The following is a 17,425-nucleotide window of genomic DNA, read 5'->3' as shown; positions in this document are numbered from 1 at the left end:
CCCCCATGGGAGCTAGCATTACCCTTGCCGGCGAGAGTCTTATTGCCCAAAAGCAAGGCGCTGGGGAGAAGCTCGACATTGCTCGCTTCGTTCTGGCCCTTGTTCCTGGTCTGGACCCGAACGCCCCGGTTGATCGCGCTGCCGGCAAGCCGCCTGCTGCCCAAATCGTTTATACCAAGGCCTATGACCGCAAAGGCTACGTCAGCCCCAACCAGGTGATTTACAGCCTGATGGTGGGCTCAGACGTGGGCGACTGGGACTTTAACTGGATCGGCCTGGAGGCCGCCGAAGGTGTGCTGCTGGCCGTGGCCACCGTGCCGGTGCAGCAGAAGCGCAAGAACATTCCGCCACTGCAGATCGGCAACAACGTCACCCGCAACTTCCTGGTGGAGTTCAACGGCGCCCAGGCACTGACGGGCATCACCGTCGACGCCAGTACCTGGCAGCACGACTTCACGGTGCGCCTCAACGGCATCGATGTGCGGGAGCGCTTGAGCAATCGGGATGTGTTTGGCCGTGTCTGCTTCCTGGCCGACAGCCTGCAGATGGAACGCAGTTTTGGTTTGTACCAGGTCAAAGCGGGCATTGCCTACGTGGAAGGCATTCGCGTCGAGCTGGCCGAACCTGTTCAGGCCCAGTTGCCAGCGTTGCCGGCCAAAGCCTGGCTTGACGTCGCACTGGCCCGGGAAGGCAACGAAACTGTGGCCACTTGGAAGGTGGTCTTTGGTGAGGCCAAAGCCGACTACACCGACAGCAACGGCACCGCCCATTACCTGGTGGAGCTGGCCAGCGTAGATGTGTCGGGAGATATCACCGATCTGCGCGTTAGCGAGCCCATCACCGGTGCCCTGGTCAAACAATACGCTCTGCGCAATGGCGACTACGAGAACCTGCGCGCCCGGGCTACGACCAAGGACGACGTAGATCTGGGCGAGCTGCCTAACGCGAAAAGTGATGATCCGGGTACTGATAGCAGCGATATTTTGGCGACCACCAAGGCGCTCAACGCACTGCGCAAGATCATCGCTGACTCAGAGGTTGGCCGCATCGGCACCTTTGCTATGGCTACGCCTCCACCGGGCTGGTTACGCGCCAACGGTGCGGCGGTGTCGCGAACCGTGTATGCCGCGCTGTTCGCTAGGGTCGGGACAACCCACGGCGCTGGTGATGGTATTAGCACCTTCAATCTGCCGGATCCACGGGGCAAGTTTGTTCGCTTCCTGGACGATGGTCGTGGCATCGATCCCGGCCGACTGTTGGGTAGCAATCAGGCTGATGAAATCCGCAGCCATGCTCACGGTGCCAGCTCCGCAGGTGCCGGTGGCCATACACACGCTGCTTCGAGCGACGTCCAAGGCGAGCACACCCACAACGTCCATTACGGAAGTATTACCCCGGACGGCGCAGACCTCAGTGCTACGAATGAACCGCGGAACCCACTCAACGGGACCGATGCCCCAACTGTTGCCACCAGCACCACTAAAGCAGGCGCGCACGCACACAACATCACCATCAATGCCGTGGGTGATCACTTGCACGCAATCACCATCAACGCCACCGGTGGCAGCGAAACGCGCCCCACCAACATCGCGTTTCTCGCTTGCATCAAATACTGAGGCCATCCCATGGACACTAAAATCGTCTATCAAACCGATCACTTGGGCATCTACACCGGTAAAACCGTGGCCGATCGTTCGCCACTGGAACCGGACGTTTGGCTGATTCCAGGCGGCTGCGTTGAAGTGGCCCCGCCGGCGGTACCGGAAAAAAAAGCCGCTCTTTGGGATGGTCGAAAATGGCAGCTGGTTGACTCCTATCTGGGACTGACGGTCTACAACACCACGACCCGTATACCAATGGTGATTGAACGCGCCGGCGCGCTACCGGTTGGCTACACGCTAGAAATACCTGGCCCGGGCCAGATCTGGGGTGGCGACCATTGGATCGATGACATTCCGACCGTGCTTGAACTGCGCTACACGGTGCAACTGGCGACGATCAATAAGTCCTGTCTGCAGGAGATCACCGGTGGTTTTTGGTCCGAGGCGATGGGTGATCGTTTTTTCTACGAAACCCAAATCGAAGACCAGTTGAACCTAACCGGCTCGATCCTGCGCGGTCTTGGCGGCGGCTATGTCTGCCGTGATGAGTCTGGAGTAATTGATTTTCGGGATCATTCCAGTGACCAGCTGCTGCAGGTGGGCAACGAGTTCACCGAGTTCAAGCTGCAGCGCCTGCGCAAAGCCAATGACCTCAAGCAAACCTTGGCAGCAGCGCGAGCAGCTTCGGATCTGGACGCCTTGAACGCAGTGTCGTGGGAGTCCGCGCCGGTATGAATTGGGCACCCATCACCCTGCGCTGGCCGGAGCAGTCCACCCAGTGGCTCAGCGACCTCGATGCAGCAAAGGACTTGGCCAGCAGCGAGTTGGCCAGCACCGGGCAACGTCTTGAGGGTCTGGCCGACTTGGCCACGACCTCACCGGGGCCGGTTGGCGCCGCTGCAGAATCTGCCGTCATTGCTGGTCGTGCCGGGTTGAGCGATGCCCTGGGCGAGGTGCCGGCCTGCCTGGTGGTGACGCCATTCCAAAGTGGAGTGGGGCAGGGGCGCGGTTATCAGCGCTACCTGTCTGCGCCCAACCTGCTGCAGAAACTGGGCGAGAAGCTGGAAGACACCGGCGACGACAGCCGCCCGGCGGGCTCGCAATACGCCCTGGTGGTGATGTTCTTGGGCACGCGGTACGACAGGTTCGCGTCGACCTTGGGCCGATTCAATGCCGTGCTGCCCACACCAGACCTGCAGCGCGCCGAGCGTCGGGCGAAAAACCTGTTTGCCCTGGACGCTGAAAAGTGGGAATTGCCCACCGCTGGCACATTGCCGCGCTGGGGGGCTTTGCCGCTGGAGCGTTGTACCGTGACCAAGGCGGCCACCCGAGCCCTGAACAGTCAGCTGTCGGCATTGGAGAGTTACGCGGACAGTTCGCCGATGGCCGATCTGGCCAAGATGGCCGCCCGCAAAGTCAGCCAGGCACAGGCGCAGGCGCAAAAACTGGCCGATCTTAAATCGATGTTCACCGGCGCCGCCGCTGACGACACCATGCGCGCTCGCCTGATCGGCCCAGGCAATGCCGCCGAGTTGCGCCGGCAACTGCTGCAGGGCGATGCACCTGGTCATGAGTGGGGGCTGTCCGCTGGGGTACTGCTGGTAGGTTCCCTAAAAGGGTTGGGCTTTGTTCGGGAGTTGGTGGGCCTATGACCTTATTGCTCGATGGCGAACAGGTGCGCGGCAAAAACCTCAAGGTCACGGCCAACCTGCGGATCGAAAGCGGGGATATGTCCGGCCAGACCAGCAACACCGACACCGCCCACAAAGGGTTTAAGCCCAAGACCTTGGCCGTCACGCTGCAGATCCGATTTGTAGATCACCCGTTTTTGCGCAGTCTGATGCGCCTGGCAGAAGCTACTGGAGCCGGTGGCCAGCTCAAAACCTACCGGGTCGTTAACGACACCGCGTCTGCGTTTGGTGTGCGGCAGGTGGAGTTTTCGGACGGCGTCAGCGCCCGGGAAGACGACACGCTTCGGGCCTGGCTTGTGCAGTTCACCCTGTCGGAAAAGCTCTCGAACCCTGAGCGGGTCGAGACACGTCGAGCCGGTAAGGGCGTAACCCAACAAGGCGCCCCAGGGCAGTCCGTGACTGCACCAGGTGCAGGCGAAAGCGGCGAGGCAGGCCAGGAGTTAACCGGCTTCGAAGCCACCCTGAAAAATCTGGATAACTACCTGGGCGGTGTCTTGTGAGCATGAAACTGCACAAGGTGCTGACCATTGGCGGGGTGGTGTATCCCCTGGTCAGCGATGACGTGCGCCTTGAACTGCGCACCCCGGGCCGGGCCACGCTGACCATTAAGGCAGCGGCGCCAGTGAAAGGGCTGGTGACGCTCGATATCGGCTACAACGACAGCCCGCTGCAGCGCCACTTCATTGGCTATGTTGAGCGCTGCACGTCGTCCAACGCGATCGAGCAAGTGCTGTTCTGTCGCGAGCTGGCCGCGATCCTGGCCAACCCGCTGCCTCTCAACCTGCGCCATGCGGATCTGAGCACGGTACTGGCCGAGATCAACCAGAAAACAGGGCTGAGCTTTCGCGTTCCTGACAAGGCTTACGCCAAGGTCAAAGCCCCGTTCTTTTACAACCTGGCCGCCGGGTATCAGGCCATGGACAGCTTGCCCCGGGTTTTCGGTATTACCGACTTCATATGGCAGCAGCAGGGCAACGGCGAAGTGTTTGTGGGCAGTTGGGCCGACAGCTTCTTCGGTACCCGATCGCCGCTGCAGTTGCCGGTCGATCTGTTCAACGACTACCAAAACAATCAGAGCGCGATGATCGCGGCCCTTCCCGGGTTGCGACCAGGTGCATCCATCAACCAAGGCGAGCGGATCACCCAGGTGACGCTCACCGGCAACCAAATGGCGATCCGATGGAAGACGCAATCCGCCGCAGTGTAGAGCGGCTTTTCCCCGAACTCACCGGCGGTTATCACCTGCCGCGCTTTGCCCGGGTTATCGGTGTGGCGGACGCCCCGACCGGCGCCGGCATCTGCGACGACTTCCGCCCGCGTTTTGCGGTGGATATCGAGCTGCTGGGCGCTGACGGCGAGCCTGACCCAGCACTGCCAGTGCTGGCCGGTGTTCCGCTACCCATGCCGATGGGCGGGGATGAGATGGGGTTTTTCGCCTTTCCGGAAGAAGGCACCCAGGTGGTCGTGTGTTTCGCCTATGGCCTGCCAAACAAGCCATATATCCAAACGATCCTGCCGCACGGATTGAGTCTGCCGAAGGTGCCTAAGGGTGACCAGGTGTGGCAGCACAGCGAAGCCGCGCAGCAACGCGTTGACGCCGACGGCAACTGGTCACGCCAGACCGATGGCCGGATCCGGGACAAGTCGATCGATCGGGAGGTTGAAAGCCTGACCAATGTAGAACGCCATCAGAGCAGCACCGTGGAGGTCGATGACCACTCGAAAGAGTCAGTCGGGGGAATCAAGTCGATCGAGGCGTTGGGTGCGCTTAAGTTGCTGTCGGGCGGATCCGCAAGCCTGGCCGCGCTGGATGACCTGCACCTGGCCAGCGGCCGCGACCTCAACCTGGTGGTGGGGCAAAAGCTCAACGCCACGATCGGCGGCGATATGCAGGAGCGAATTCAAGGCATCCGCCGCAGCCTTGCGCCTCAGACCTGGTTGGGCTCCGAAGGCGTCAACGCGCTGCAGATCCTCTGTGACCTGCTCGACCTGGTGCAGGCGATGAACACGCAATTGGCCAGCCACACCCATGTGCCTGGTCCCGCACCCAGCCCAACCGATGCCGCTGGATTCACCGCGAAGGCCGCCCAGGTACTGGCGCTGGCCTCGCAGTTGAAACCCATCACCGCTTAATCAAAGGAATTCAAAGTGGAATTAAAGAACTTCTTCGCCCAAGACGACGCTGGGAACATCCTCAGCGAAGCGACCTGTTATGTGTACCTGCGGGGGACTGAGAGTCTTGCTGGCGGCCTCCAAAAGGCCAATGGGTTTGGCTTGGTTAACCCCTTTACAGCTGATCAACAAGGCTATGCAGAGTTCGCTGCGCCCAATGGCCTGTACGATGTGCGTGTGGTCAAAGGCGCCAGAGACTCGCGCATTAGGCTGCAGTTCAATGATGTGTCAGAAACAGTGCATGCTGCAGAGGCGGCCGCGGTTCGTGCGGAGACTGCACAAGCTTCTGCTGTGGTTAATGCGGGCTTGAAAGACGATGTCGCACACGGTTTGGCGACCACTTCAAATGGTGAAACTTTTTCTGTACTCAGTTCAAAGCCGCTCGGATATGTGGATTTATACAGAAATAACGGCGGGGTTGAAGAGTATAAAGATACCTACCCAAACGCGGAAGCCGTAAATCAGGTGGCTAATGGGCTGGCAGAGCGAGCCCTTGTTCTCACCAGCAAAAATCTGTTCAATCCGGCCGATGCTAGCGTGATCATTGGTAGCCGGCTGAACACTGCAACAGGGAATCCCATTGCGGCTGAGGATATGAACACCAGCGGGTTCATGCCTGTATCGCCCAGTCAGAGCTATGTTATCTCTGGGCAAGGCGATGTGTGCTGGTATACGGCGCAACACGCCTTCATTTCTGGCACTCCCAGTACCACTGATAATCGGGTGGAGGTAGCACCCGCGACTGCGGCCTTTGCTCGCGTGGCGACGAGTACCACAGCCCCCAGTCGGTGGCTGGCGTTACAGGTAGAGCAAGGTGCAGTTCGTACAGCCTACTCAGCTTATGGCAAATACCTGCCTCCGACCCAAACCCGGAAGAAGACACTCAGTGGCGTAGTGCTTGCTGACGAATCTTTGCCGTCGTCTGCGGCAGCCTTCTTGCGTCCATCCAAGAATCTCTTTCGCAAGAGTGCATCCCAGCTCGGAAAGTTCATCAACGGGACCACCGGGACCATTTCGGATAACGCCACGTACAACCTGACCGGTCTGATGCCAGTGATCGCCGGCGCCACCTACACCGGGTGCGGTGTTAACGGCATGCGTTCGGGGACGTTTTACGACAGCGAAGGGCACGCCATCCCGGGAGGTTTCAGCGCCACCACCATAACGCTGACGGTGCCGGTCGGTGCGTCGTTCCTAAATGCTTCGATCTTTGCCGTGGATCAGGATGTCTTTCAGTTTGAGTTGGGGGCCGTGGCTACCGCCTATGTCAGCGGCAGCCCTGTGCTGCGTGATAAAGATGGTCAGCCCATCAACATCAGCCCGGACCCCAAGTCGTTGAATTCCGCCATGTACGGTGACAAAAGTATCAGCACGCCCGCCATCGCTGATAAATCTGTCACTCCTGACAAGGAATCGTGGCTGATCGCGAGCACCAACGTGTTTCGCACCACCCTGGCCAGCTCCGGCGAGTTCATGTCTGAAACCGGGACGATCACCCTCAACAGTCAGTATTTCTACAGTGCGAAAATACCGGTCAAGCCCGGCATGACCTATACGGCCGGCAGCGACAACCCAGCGCGCAGCATGCGCTTCACCACTTACTTTGCTGTGGACGGGATCACGGTGGTCGCCGGTGGATCTTCGGCGTCGCTGTCGAGCTTTACCATCCCGGCGTCAGGCGTGGCCTTTGTGGTTGTAAGTGGTTGGGTTGCTGATTTGGCAACGTTCCGCTTGAACGAGGGGGCTGCGCTGTTGGCGTGGAAGGCATGGGGCTACGCTGTGGATGGCAGTGCCGGGATCGGGTTTGCAGATTTGGCAGCGATCGAGCCAACCTATGGCCAGTGGAACATGCGTGAGACCCGCAACCGTCTAAGCCGGATGTTGGTGGCCGGGTCAATCGTGCAACTTCCGGTCATCAGCATCGGGGACTCTTGGACGCATCTGGTTACCCGCTGGACTCAGCCCGTAGTCGCAGGCCTGCGGACCGCTTACGGTGATGCCGGTGTTGGGTATGTCAGCTTTGCCAGGGCCTCGGCGGCATTGCCCAACGGTAACGCCACGTTTCAGAACGCGATTACCTACACCGGCACTTGGGATAGCAGCGCTTACAGTACCTCTTTTAGTCCGGATATCGGTCAAGTGTCCAGCTCCGAAGTGGGGGCCAGCCTTCGCTACACGGCGGCCGCCGACGTCAGCGCGATCAACCTATTTGCGTCAGGCAGTGCGGGCATCGTTCGCTATCGCTGGAACAGCGGCACCTGGACGACGGTGGATCTGTCCGCGCTGTCTGCGGGCTTTCATTCGATTGCTTTGCCAGGTTGGTCCACGTCATCGGTGTCGTCGGTGGATATTGAGGTGGTGGCCGGTACGCCGGCACTGTTTGGGCTGGATGTCCAGAAGGCTACCAAAGGCATCCGCTGGAACAAGCTGGGCGGCACCGGGACGCGGGCGGCCCAATGGGCGGGTGTTGATGCCAATCAGTGGAAGGCTGGGATTGCGGCCTTGGCGCCGAAGCTGGCGATCATCATGCACGGGACCAACGATCAGGCCAGCTATAGTCCGGCCGAGCATGGGATTTACCTGCAGACCATTATTTCCCGGCTGCGCGAGGTTGATCCGTTGATGGATATTTTGCTGATCGCTCCCTGCGAGAACGGACGCTCCAATACCTGGCCCATGGGTGAGTACGCCAAGGTCCAGCGCGCGCTTGCGGTGACAAACAAGTGTGCCTTCATGGATCTGCAGAACTACTTCGGTGATTCGTTTTCGCAGTATTCCTCTGTATCCGCCCGTCCCTGGATGAATGTCGATGGCATCCACCCTGAGCCTGGTATTGGCGGCCAAACCATCGTGGACGCGCTTCTGCGCTTCCTTCTGTACACACTCTGAGGTGACACAATGGAAATAGGGCAAATCGTTGAGTTTGCGTTTGAGGACGAACGCCGCTTTGCCGATGGTGGTAGCTCGTCACCAGCGGTCATTCAAGAGGTTGATGAATACTCGATGCTGGTTCTGGTGACGCCAATACTCGGCGAGCCCTTCTCCGAGCGTATTTACTTTCCCGACGAGTAGTTCCTGTCAAGGTTTGGGGCCTCTAGGTAGCCCAGAATTTGGTGCAATGTTGTTCACATAAGCGGAGCAACATTGTGATTTAGTCGTGCCCTCCATTAATTGAGGTTGATATGCGACCCTAAATATTTACCGTAGCTTCGATATGTTTCTGATGTTAAATGAATGCCGTCAGGCGCATATAAGTGCTCATTGCCGGTATAGGATGGAATGAATGCGTCATAACGTATTGTCGAAATATTTTTTTCTGCGAGCGCTAGGCGATATGTAGCGATAACTTCATGCTTGCCCTCATCGAAGATATGTCGCTGTAAAAATCTTTTAATTTGGCTTGGCAGCCCGGATGAAACTCCGGTTTCGATGACCCATGGGATTTCAACTGCCTCCACTGTGAGCCCGGGCCAGTAGTCAATCAGTCCTTGTATACCTGCAGTATAGGATTCTTTGCCAACATGCTGCACAACATCGTTAACCCCCGCCAATATAACAATATTTTTTAGCTCGTGTCCCTCCAATAATTCTCCGGTCCGCTGACTTGAAAAGTCCGCATGAACTGCATCTAGTACTTCTAAAGTATTTCGTCCTGAATAACCGACTGTGCAGACCTTTACTGAACCATTATCAAGCCTTTCGAAAATGGCTTCAGTCATTCCCGGTAATAGTCGTCCTCTGGCTGCCCATGACTCACCAATTACCAAAACAGCCATTCTAGGTGCTTCTGTTCCTACGGTATGGCAAGCAATGTCGGCAGAAGCTTTTTGCCGACTAACTTGCAGTGCAACAACGGCCAACGAACAACCAATGGCTGTAAATAACAACGCATACTTTTTCATTTCTAAGGCGGCCGAGTAAAAAGCGGTAATATCGAAGAGCCATCATACGGCTATTGGCCGCCTTTTACTATGCCATTATACGAACACCCTGGACAGACCCGTCCGGTGCTCCTGTCGATGCACGCCTTTAGTAGCTAGAACACGTTCCAGGTGAACGACAGCTCTTCACGGCTGAAAATTGGATCTCTTGCTCGAATGGGCAGGAGTATTTTGATTGCGAGCAGAAAATAACCACGACAACAAAAATAACTCCCAAAAAGCACTTATCCCCCTCCCGCCGACGGGCCTTGTGTCCGTTTTTTGTGCAAATTCGGATGTAGTGCAAACGAACCTGCAGACCAGGCGGGCCGTGGGGCTCTGCACGGGATCGGCCATTGCACAGAATGCAAAGTTTTGAAGGGAAATGCAGCGCGGTTGCACAGCGGTACGCGGGGTGGTCGTGGAGGGGGTATCGCTGGAGTGCCCGGTTTCATTGGGCGAAAACTTTGAAAACGTGGGATTCGGTGGGTTTTCAAAAACGCGCACGATCTTTTTTAGGCGGGGATTAGCTGTGTGCGGGGGTAGGCTGAATTCCCTGCAAGCCAAGCGCGGCAAGGGATGCAGGCGGATTGCCGCGTTTCACAAGCTGACGCTGAAGAGGTGAGTCAATCGTCCCTGTTTTGGTGTTTGAAAAAGCCACTTAAAACGTGGGTGGCAAGGTTTTTTAGGATGATGGCAAAGTGGAATTTCAGGTCGGTCGCGGGGAAAGGGTAATTTGGTAATTTTTTACAGGGGGTGGTCTGCAGACCTTGTGGGGCGGGGCTTTGAGCGATTACCGGCGACGGTAATTAGGGGTAATTAGAAAGGTAATTTTTTCTTAAGTGGCTGATTTATAAGGGTTTTATTCAAGTGAGTTATTACCATGGTCAAAGGTAATAATCTAACTATTCAATTACCCTAAAATTACCCTTACCAAACACGATCAAGGCCTTGATTCTAAAGGCTTTCGGAGCAGTTCAGAAATTCAATTACCAAAATTACCTTTTTCCCATGGGTCAACATGAAAATCGGCATAGCAGGTCGGGGAGGGGATTTAGGTAGGCGCGCTCACAGATTGTGATACGTCCCCCAAAACGGCCCCCAACTGATTGCAGTCATGTACATGCACCGCTGGAGGCCTTGAAAACATTGGAGCGGGTGGCGGGAATCGAACCCGCGTGATCAGCTTGGGAAGCTGGAGTAATACCATTATACGACACCCGCTCAGAGCGGCTGACTTTGTACCAGAAGATGGCAGCGATGAGAAGTTTTATTCTTGAAATGTGTTGTTTTAGCAGCTTTTTCGTTCTGCTGATTGCCTCGAGCACCCTCACAACGACAGTGAGGGTGGGTGAGGTCGGGTTGGCTTTAAAAACTCGAGCAGGGCGTTTTTACTGCTGTGGCTGGCGCTCCTGTTTTCCATATCGAGAAAATGCCCGGTGTTTTCCAGGCTGATGAACCGGCTGTTGGCAATCGGCTGGGCAAAGTGCCGGGCGTCGCTGGCCACGGTGTATTCGTCCCATTGGCCATTGATAAACAGCACCGGTATATCGATACCCTGCGTGGCACTGAGAAAGCCTTGCTGATCGTTGTTCAGGACCTGGTCTATATGAAAGTGCATTTGCGCGTATTCATGCTCGGCCAGGCTGCTGACGTGCCTGAAGTTGAAACGCTTGAACAATGGCGGCAAATGCTTGCCCAGTGTGTCGTTGACCAGATTGCCCACCTGAGTGCGGTTGCAAGCTGCCAGGCAATGACGGCCACGCTCCAGGTAATCGCGCATGGCGTCGTTGATCAGCGGCGAAAACGAACTGATCACGGCCTTTTCGATGCGTCGCGGCACACACGCCAGGGCGGTAAGTGCCGCTGTCCCGCCCCATGAAAATGACAGCAGGTAGTTCGCGTCAAAATGCTCTATCAGCTCCAGCAAAATTTGAGCTTCTATTTCCCTCGTCAGCATCTTCTGATGAGGGTTATGAGGTCTGGAGTTGCCCGCGTAGGGCTGGTCATAGAGAACAACGTTTAAATGCGGGTGGAGGTTTTTCAGGGTCTGGCCAAAGGACGCAGTGGTGGCCATCGAACCATTCACCAGGATGATGGTGTTTAGCGCCGTATCGCAACGATAAAGCTCGGTATGGATACGGTATTGGCCTTGAATGTCGAGCACGGCAATTTCGGGCTTCATCATGGCGTCAGACTCCAGTGAATCGAGCGTCGGTCTGACTGATGGTGCTCTGTGATTGTTACAGAAAGGGGTGGGCCTCGTTGCCGGCTAATTTGCTGGAGTGGGTTGGAATTGCACAACTTCCTGCTCGCTCAGCGCCCGGTACTCGCCGGGGGCCAGCAGGCTGTCGAGCACCAAGGGGCCGATGCTTTCGCGGTGCAGGCGCACGACCTTGTTGTTGAAGAAGCCAAACATGCGTTTGACCTGATGATAACGGCCCTCAACGATGCTCAGGCGCGCACTGCAAGGGCCAAGCAGTTCCAGCCCGGCGGGCTGCGTGGTCAGGTCTTCAAAAGCGAAATAGACGCCCTCACGAAATTTGCTGATATACGCGTCGGTAATTTCCTGCTCGGTCTCGACGTAATACACCTTGGGCATCTTGGTCTCGGGCTGAGTGACATGACGCGACCATTGGCCGTCATTGGTAATCAGCATCAACCCGCTGGTGTTGAAGTCCAGCCGACCTGCGATATGCAGGTCGTGTTTGTCCGGCTCATCCAGCAAGTCGATCACCGTAGGATGTTCCGCATCCTGGGTGGCGCTTACACAACCGGGTGGCTTGTGCAGCATGAAGTAACGCGCAGGTTTGCCTGCCTGCAAGATTTGCCCGTCGAACTCAACCTGGCTGAATGCCCGGATTTCGTGACGTGGATCGCAGATAACCTGCCCATCAACCTGGATGCGCTTCTCTATCAGGAGCAAGCGTACTTGCTGGCGGTTGAACTGGGGGCGGTTGCTCAGAAAACGGTCTAAACGCATAGCGATCAATCACAAGGAATTCATGCGCGTATCTTACGTGAGGCTCTGCGCCCGTGCAGGCGGCAATTGACTTGCAACGTTCGCGCAACGTGGGCACAGGCAGGCGAGGTCACGTAGCTCAAGTGGTAATGCCTGTATGACCTTGGGATCAATATTGACGGTATGGCACCAGCAGGATTGAGCCGCGATATCCGGGCTGGCCATGGAGCAGTCGTTTCGAGCGCCGCATGCTGGGCACAGGTCAGGGGTGGTCATTTCAGCATGTCCATGGAAATAGTTGATGGCTTGATAATAATCCTTACAAGGGTAGGAAAACGATCGTTATTTATAATCAGTGTGGAGGTTGGGTCTTTTTGATTAGGTGCTGAGGATAAAGAAGATCGCACGTATCCTCAGGAAATTCCCTACATAATAACCTGTTGTTAAATAATAATGTCCGTTTAGGATTGGGGGGGCGGCAAGTTGCTTGTCGTGAACAATTTTCAGTATTTGATTGGGGGCGTATATGAAATACGTGTACTTGTTGTGTGCGATGTTGTTTTATTCTTCGGTTTCTTTAGCCAGTGTGGTTGAAAGTTGTCCGCGTGCTGAAACCGTGACGCTCAGAAATGGTATCTATACGGCGCCAGCCAATGCTTCCGCAGCTGAATGGATCGCTGTGGCAAGCGCCCCGACAGCGTCACCGTTGCAAACATTCGAAGCCGCTGTTTTTTATCCAGCCAATAACGAGGCAGGGTCTACGGGGCGGATCGGGTACTGCGAGTACAGGGCGGCGGACAGGTCACTTCTGAACTTGCATTATAATAATCCGGATGCTTCCGGTGACGCCATGACTCTGGTGGAGGCTAGAAACTGGAAGATGTATACCAGCGGGTTTGGGCTGGCTTTTTATGAATGCAACTCATCTGACACCAATGGGTGTTCGTTTTCGGTACGGAATTGATTTGCGTGTCCGGTAATGCCTTATCCAGCTGATGCGGCCAGGCAGGGAGTCTGGCTGACTACTCTGCATGGCTGTGGGGTGTAAATTCGAGAGTGTTTGGTTGGTTTCTTAGATATTGAATGAAGTGTGCGCGGTTTTTTATATCTTTCGATGGGGCGGGAGCACTGTCTTTGGTTTGAGAGGTTTGTATGTATATTCGAGTTATGGCTGTTGTTTTAATAAGTGCATCCCTGTCTGCCTGTATAAATTATCCTGTGTATCCCAGGCACCATCAGCGAGCCGACGTGCGTTCCGCCCCACTGTTAAATCAGGGCGTAAATAGCCCTGTGGTCAGGCAAAAAGTTAAGGCGCCGCTTATTCGGCGCGAAAAGCTGAATCAGCAAAGGATCAATAGCCCTGTGCTTGTGCGAGAGGTTCAGGCGCCGCTGATTCAGCGCGAACAGCTGAATCAGCAAGGGGTCAATAGTCCTGTGCTTGTGCGAGAGGTTCAGGCGCCGCTTATTCAGCGCGAACAGCTGAATCAGCAAGGGATCAATAGTCCTGTGCTTGTGCGAGAGGTTCAGGCGCCGCTTATTCAGCGCGAACAGCTGAATCAGCAAGGGATTAATAGCCCTGTGCTTGTGCAAGAGGTTCAGGCACCCCTCATTCAGTATTAAAGGTTCAGCAAGATCAGCGTTCACGGTCGAACCGGCAATGACCCCGGCACAAGCACCTGACCCGCTTGCATGGCGCCGGACGCGACGGATGGGGATGTTGACAACAGGGACGGGGTTTTCTAGTGTCCGCCCCATTGTTTCTCAGGACTTACCCATGACCCCGGATGACCGTATAAAACTTGAACCTGTCTGGAAACAGGCATTACGTGAGGAGTTCGATAAACCTTACATGGCCGAGCTGCGCGAGTTCCTGCGCCAGGAACATGCGGCCGGAAAAGAGATTTACCCACCGGGTCCGCTTATTTTCAATGCCCTTAACCTGACGCCGCTGGACAAGATCAAGGTGGTCATTCTTGGTCAGGACCCTTATCACGGCCCCGGTCAGGCCCATGGTTTGTGTTTTTCAGTACAGCCCGGTATCCCGACACCGCCGTCGCTGGTCAATATCTATAAAGAGCTCAAGCGTGACCTGAATATTGATATCGCCCCTCACGGCTGCTTGCAACATTGGGCAGAGCAGGGCGTTTTGCTGCTCAATACCACGATGACGGTGGAGCGCGCCAATGCCGCCTCCCATGCCAAGAAGGGCTGGGAGCATTTTACTGACCGGATTATCCAGGTGGTCAGCGAGCAGCAACCCAAGCTGGTGTTCCTGCTGTGGGGCGCCCATGCCCAGAGCAAGCAAAAACTGATCGATGCGACCAAACATCTGGTGCTGACGTCGGTGCACCCATCGCCGCTATCGGCGTATCGGGGCTTTATAGGCAACGGCCACTTTAGCCGAACCAACAAGTTCCTTGAGCAAAATGGCCTGGCTGCGATCGACTGGAAACTGCCACCGGTTTAAGTCATGACTCAGCGGTACAAGGCACACCCAGCGCAATAGCCGGTGTGCCAGCACTTGTTGTCAGGAAGGGTTGGCTTCATCCTGGCGAGCCCAATAGCGGAATAGGGGTTCAGCCAAAAACAGCACGAAGATCAGGCGCATCACCTGCAACGCGGTAACCAAGGGCACTGACAGTTGCAATGTTTCTGCGGTGAGGCTCATTTCTGCAATGCCGCCCGGCATCATCCCCAGGGTCATGGAGCGTAGATCGAGTTGGGTGAAGGCGCTCAAGCCCAGTGCACACAGGCTGGCTATCAACATGGTCAGGGCTGTGCCCAGCAGGGTTATGCCGATGAACGACGGCGCCCGCCGAAAGAATGCCCGATTGAAATGACAACCCAGGCCGCTACCAATCAGCCACTGTCCCATCTGGCTGCTGCCGTCCGGCAGACCTATATGCAAATCCCATAAAATACTCGCGCCGGCACTGACCAGCAGTGGCCCGAACAACCACGGGTTTGGCTGGCGCAAGCGTTGCCAGATCCAGGCCAGCAAGGCACCTGCCGGAAACAATAACGCTAGCCAGTAGAAGTTAATCGAGGCAGGGTGTACGGCGGGAGCACCTTCGCCCAGCAGGTACTTGAAGGCTGCCGGAACGCAGAGCACAACGGTCAGTACGCGCAGGCTCTGCCCAGCAGCGACGCGGCTCAATACGGCGCCATTGCGTGCGCCAAGGTTGACCATCTCCCCCGAGCCGCCGGGCATGCTGGAGAAGAACGCAGTGGCGCGATCCTCACCGCTGCGTCGCATCAGCCATACACCGATCACACTCGACACACTGGTGAGCAGGGCGCCTGCCAGGATCAGCCAGAAATGCGCCAGCACCTGCTCCATCACCACAGGTGTGAAATGCAGGCCGATACCGATGCCCACAATCCACTGCCCGCATTTACGCCCGCCGGGAATCTCGGCCAGTTGCCAGGGTGTCAGGCAACGCACCAGGATGATCGCCAGCAGAGAGCCGACCATCCACGGTAACGGCCAGCCGATCTGGCTGGCGAGGTAGCCGCCAGCCAGGCCGATCAGCGGCGTGCCCCACCAGTGCTTGAGTCCTGAATCAGGCATTGGCCAGGGCGCGACGTTGGGCGCTGCGTTTGCGCCAGATACGTATGACAGGCAGCAACAACATGATTGTCGTCAGTACCCAGACACCCAGGGTGATCGGGCTCGCCCACAGGATATCCAGCGCACCGTTGGATATCGACAGTGCGCGACGCAGGTTCTGCTCCATCAGCCCGCCCAGAATGAACCCCAACAATACCGGAGACAGCGGGAAGTCGAGCTTGCGCAGGATATAGCCGAAGATGCCGATACCGATCATCAGGAACAGATCGAAGGTGGTCGCGTGCACGGCGTATACACCAATGGCCGTGATGATGGCGATTGCGGGCACCAGCGCCCAGTTAGGCACCGACAGAATCCGGGTGAAGATACGGATCATCGGGATGTTGAGGATCACCAGCATGACGTTGGCGATAAACAATGACGCGATCAGACCCCAGACGATATCCGGCTGCTGCTGAAACAACAGCGGGCCGGGGGTGATGTTGTACAGCGAGAGGGCGCCGATCATCACTGCCGTGGTGCCCGAACCCGGCACGCCCAGGGTCAGCATGGGTACCAGCGCCCCACAAGCGGAAGCACCGATTGCGGTTTCGGGGGCCGCCAGACCGCGCATGTCACCCTCGCCGAATTTGCCGGAAGTACCCGCCAGGCGTTTTTCCGTCATATAGGACACGGCGCTGGCCAGTGTGGCACCTGCACCCGGCAGAACGCCCATGATAAAACCGAGCAGCCCGCAACGGATATTCACCGCGAATACCGCAGACGCTTCCTTGAAATTGAACATCATGCGCCCGGTGGCCTTAACCGCTTCCTGGCCGCGATGGGTTTTTTCCAGCAGCAACAGGATTTCGCTGATGGAGAACAAACCCAGTACCAGCACGACAAATTGAATGCCGTCAGTCAGGTGGATGTTGTCGCCGGTGAAGCGGTATACGCCACTGTTGGCATCAATCCCCACGCAGGCCAGAAACAGGCCGATAAGCGCAGCGATAAAGGTTTTGAGCGGACGGTCCCCGGCCATGCCGCCGAGGCAGACAATGGCAAACACCATGAGCACGAAATACTCCGCCGGGCCGAAGGCTATCGCCCACTTGGCCAGTAGCGGAGCAAACAGCACCATGCCGCAGGTGGCGATAAAGGCGCCAATAAATGAGCTCCAGGCCGACAGCGACAACGCCACGCCAGCCAGGCCTTTACGCGCCATCGGGTAGCCGTCGAGGGTGGTCATCACGGTCGAAGCTTCGCCAGGGATGTTCAGCAGGATCGAGCTGATACGCCCGCCGTATTCACAGCCCAGATACACCGCCGCCAGCAGGATCAGCGCCGATTCCGGTGGCAGGCCCAAGGCAAATGCGATGGGGATCAGCAGGGCGACCCCGTTGATTGGGCCAAGCCCCGGCAGCAGGCCGACCACGGTGCCGATCAAGGTGCCGCACAGGGCTGTGACCAGATTGTACGGGCTGAGCGCGACGCCGAAGCCCTGGCCCAAATAGCCGAAAGTATCCATA

General features: G+C 56.9%; 17 protein-coding genes and 1 tRNA gene. 10 read left to right on the top strand and 8 right to left on the bottom strand.

Features of this window, described 5'->3' with window-relative positions; all coding sequences use genetic code 11:
* Nucleotides 1-5 precede the first annotated feature (5 nt).
* The 8 genes from FHL07_RS12320 to FHL07_RS23660 are packed head-to-tail and all read left to right on the top strand — an operon-like array spanning nt 6 to nt 8,536.
* Complete coding sequence (locus tag FHL07_RS12320; protein ID WP_138738533.1) at nt 6-1,616, top strand: phage tail-collar fiber domain-containing protein; 1,611 nt, start codon at nt 6-8, stop codon at nt 1,614-1,616.
* 9 nt (nt 1,617-1,625) lie between these two features.
* Entirely contained in the window at nt 1,626-2,336 is a 711-nt protein-coding gene (locus FHL07_RS12315; protein ID WP_138738532.1) for a phage tail protein, read from the top strand.
* A complete protein-coding gene (locus FHL07_RS12310; protein WP_138738531.1) occupies nt 2,333-3,253 on the top strand; it encodes a hypothetical protein in 921 nt (306 codons plus the stop codon). The genes FHL07_RS12315 and FHL07_RS12310 overlap by 4 nt, the downstream gene beginning before the upstream one ends.
* On the top strand, nt 3,250-3,792 hold the full coding sequence (locus FHL07_RS12305) for a baseplate complex protein (RefSeq protein WP_138738530.1): 543 nt from the start codon (nt 3,250-3,252) through the stop codon (nt 3,790-3,792). The genes FHL07_RS12310 and FHL07_RS12305 overlap by 4 nt, the downstream gene beginning before the upstream one ends.
* A complete protein-coding gene (locus FHL07_RS12300) occupies nt 3,789-4,499 on the top strand; it encodes a hypothetical protein (RefSeq protein ID WP_138738529.1) in 711 nt (236 codons plus the stop codon). Before FHL07_RS12305 ends, FHL07_RS12300 begins: the two co-directional genes overlap by 4 nt.
* Nucleotides 4,472-5,425, top strand: a complete 954-nt coding sequence (locus FHL07_RS12295; protein WP_138738528.1) for a phage baseplate assembly protein V — start codon at nt 4,472-4,474, stop codon at nt 5,423-5,425. Before FHL07_RS12300 ends, FHL07_RS12295 begins: the two co-directional genes overlap by 28 nt.
* Nucleotides 5,426-5,440: 15 nt before the next feature.
* A complete protein-coding gene (locus tag FHL07_RS12290) occupies nt 5,441-8,353 on the top strand; it encodes a GDSL-type esterase/lipase family protein (RefSeq protein WP_138738527.1) in 2,913 nt (970 codons plus the stop codon).
* 9 nt (nt 8,354-8,362) lie between these two features.
* Nucleotides 8,363-8,536, top strand: coding sequence for a hypothetical protein (locus FHL07_RS23660; RefSeq protein WP_178084389.1), 174 nt, complete (start codon nt 8,363-8,365; stop codon nt 8,534-8,536).
* 95 nt (nt 8,537-8,631) lie between these two features.
* On the opposite strand, the gene FHL07_RS12285 is transcribed toward FHL07_RS23660, so the two are convergent.
* From FHL07_RS12285 to FHL07_RS12265, 5 genes are all read right to left on the bottom strand, one after another.
* Nucleotides 8,632-9,366 carry an SGNH/GDSL hydrolase family protein gene (locus tag FHL07_RS12285; RefSeq protein ID WP_138738526.1) on the bottom strand — a complete coding sequence of 245 codons (735 nt, stop codon included), beginning with the start codon at nt 9,364-9,366 and terminating at the stop codon, nt 8,632-8,634.
* 1,168 nt (nt 9,367-10,534) lie between these two features.
* Nucleotides 10,535-10,608: transfer RNA gene (locus FHL07_RS12280), tRNA-Gly, on the bottom strand.
* A 106-nt stretch (nt 10,609-10,714) separates the two neighbouring features.
* Entirely contained in the window at nt 10,715-11,569 is an 855-nt protein-coding gene (locus FHL07_RS12275; protein ID WP_176465209.1) for an alpha/beta fold hydrolase, read from the bottom strand.
* Nucleotides 11,570-11,656: 87 nt separating this feature from the next.
* Nucleotides 11,657-12,367, bottom strand: a complete 711-nt coding sequence (locus FHL07_RS12270) for a pseudouridine synthase (protein ID WP_095001343.1) — start codon at nt 12,365-12,367, stop codon at nt 11,657-11,659.
* Nucleotides 12,368-12,400: 33 nt separating this feature from the next.
* Nucleotides 12,401-12,622: a cysteine-rich CWC family protein gene (locus FHL07_RS12265; RefSeq protein ID WP_095019719.1), complete on the bottom strand. Its 222-nt coding sequence runs from the start codon at nt 12,620-12,622 to the stop codon at nt 12,401-12,403.
* A 250-nt stretch (nt 12,623-12,872) separates the two neighbouring features.
* Here FHL07_RS12265 and FHL07_RS12260 point away from each other — a divergent pair, with 250 nt between their 5' ends.
* Nucleotides 12,873-13,310: a DUF3757 domain-containing protein gene (locus FHL07_RS12260; protein WP_133144264.1), complete on the top strand. Its 438-nt coding sequence runs from the start codon at nt 12,873-12,875 to the stop codon at nt 13,308-13,310.
* A 302-nt stretch (nt 13,311-13,612) separates the two neighbouring features.
* Here FHL07_RS12260 and FHL07_RS12255 read toward each other — a convergent pair whose 3' ends face one another.
* Complete coding sequence (locus tag FHL07_RS12255) at nt 13,613-13,990, bottom strand: hypothetical protein (RefSeq protein ID WP_138738525.1); 378 nt, start codon at nt 13,988-13,990, stop codon at nt 13,613-13,615.
* 130 nt (nt 13,991-14,120) lie between these two features.
* Here FHL07_RS12255 and ung point away from each other — a divergent pair, with 130 nt between their 5' ends.
* The gene (ung, locus tag FHL07_RS12250; RefSeq protein ID WP_095001347.1) at nt 14,121-14,813 is read left to right on the top strand and encodes a uracil-DNA glycosylase; all 693 of its coding nucleotides are present in this window, start codon (nt 14,121-14,123) and stop codon (nt 14,811-14,813) included.
* Between the two features lie 60 nt (nt 14,814-14,873).
* Here the strand turns inward: ung and FHL07_RS12245 are convergent, their stop codons facing one another.
* Complete coding sequence (locus FHL07_RS12245; protein WP_138738524.1) at nt 14,874-15,917, bottom strand: AbrB family transcriptional regulator; 1,044 nt, start codon at nt 15,915-15,917, stop codon at nt 14,874-14,876.
* Complete coding sequence (locus FHL07_RS12240; protein WP_095001349.1) at nt 15,910-17,424, bottom strand: tripartite tricarboxylate transporter permease; 1,515 nt, start codon at nt 17,422-17,424, stop codon at nt 15,910-15,912. The genes FHL07_RS12245 and FHL07_RS12240 overlap by 8 nt, the downstream gene beginning before the upstream one ends.
* Between the last annotated feature and the right edge of the window lies 1 nt (nt 17,425).

The organism is Pseudomonas sp. FSL W7-0098, from assembly GCF_005930585.1.
GTDB classification, from domain to species: Bacteria; Pseudomonadota; Gammaproteobacteria; order Pseudomonadales; family Pseudomonadaceae; genus Aquipseudomonas; species Aquipseudomonas bubulae.
Note: the sequence above shows the minus strand (reverse complement) of the source record. Positions and strands in the feature narration are given on the sequence as shown.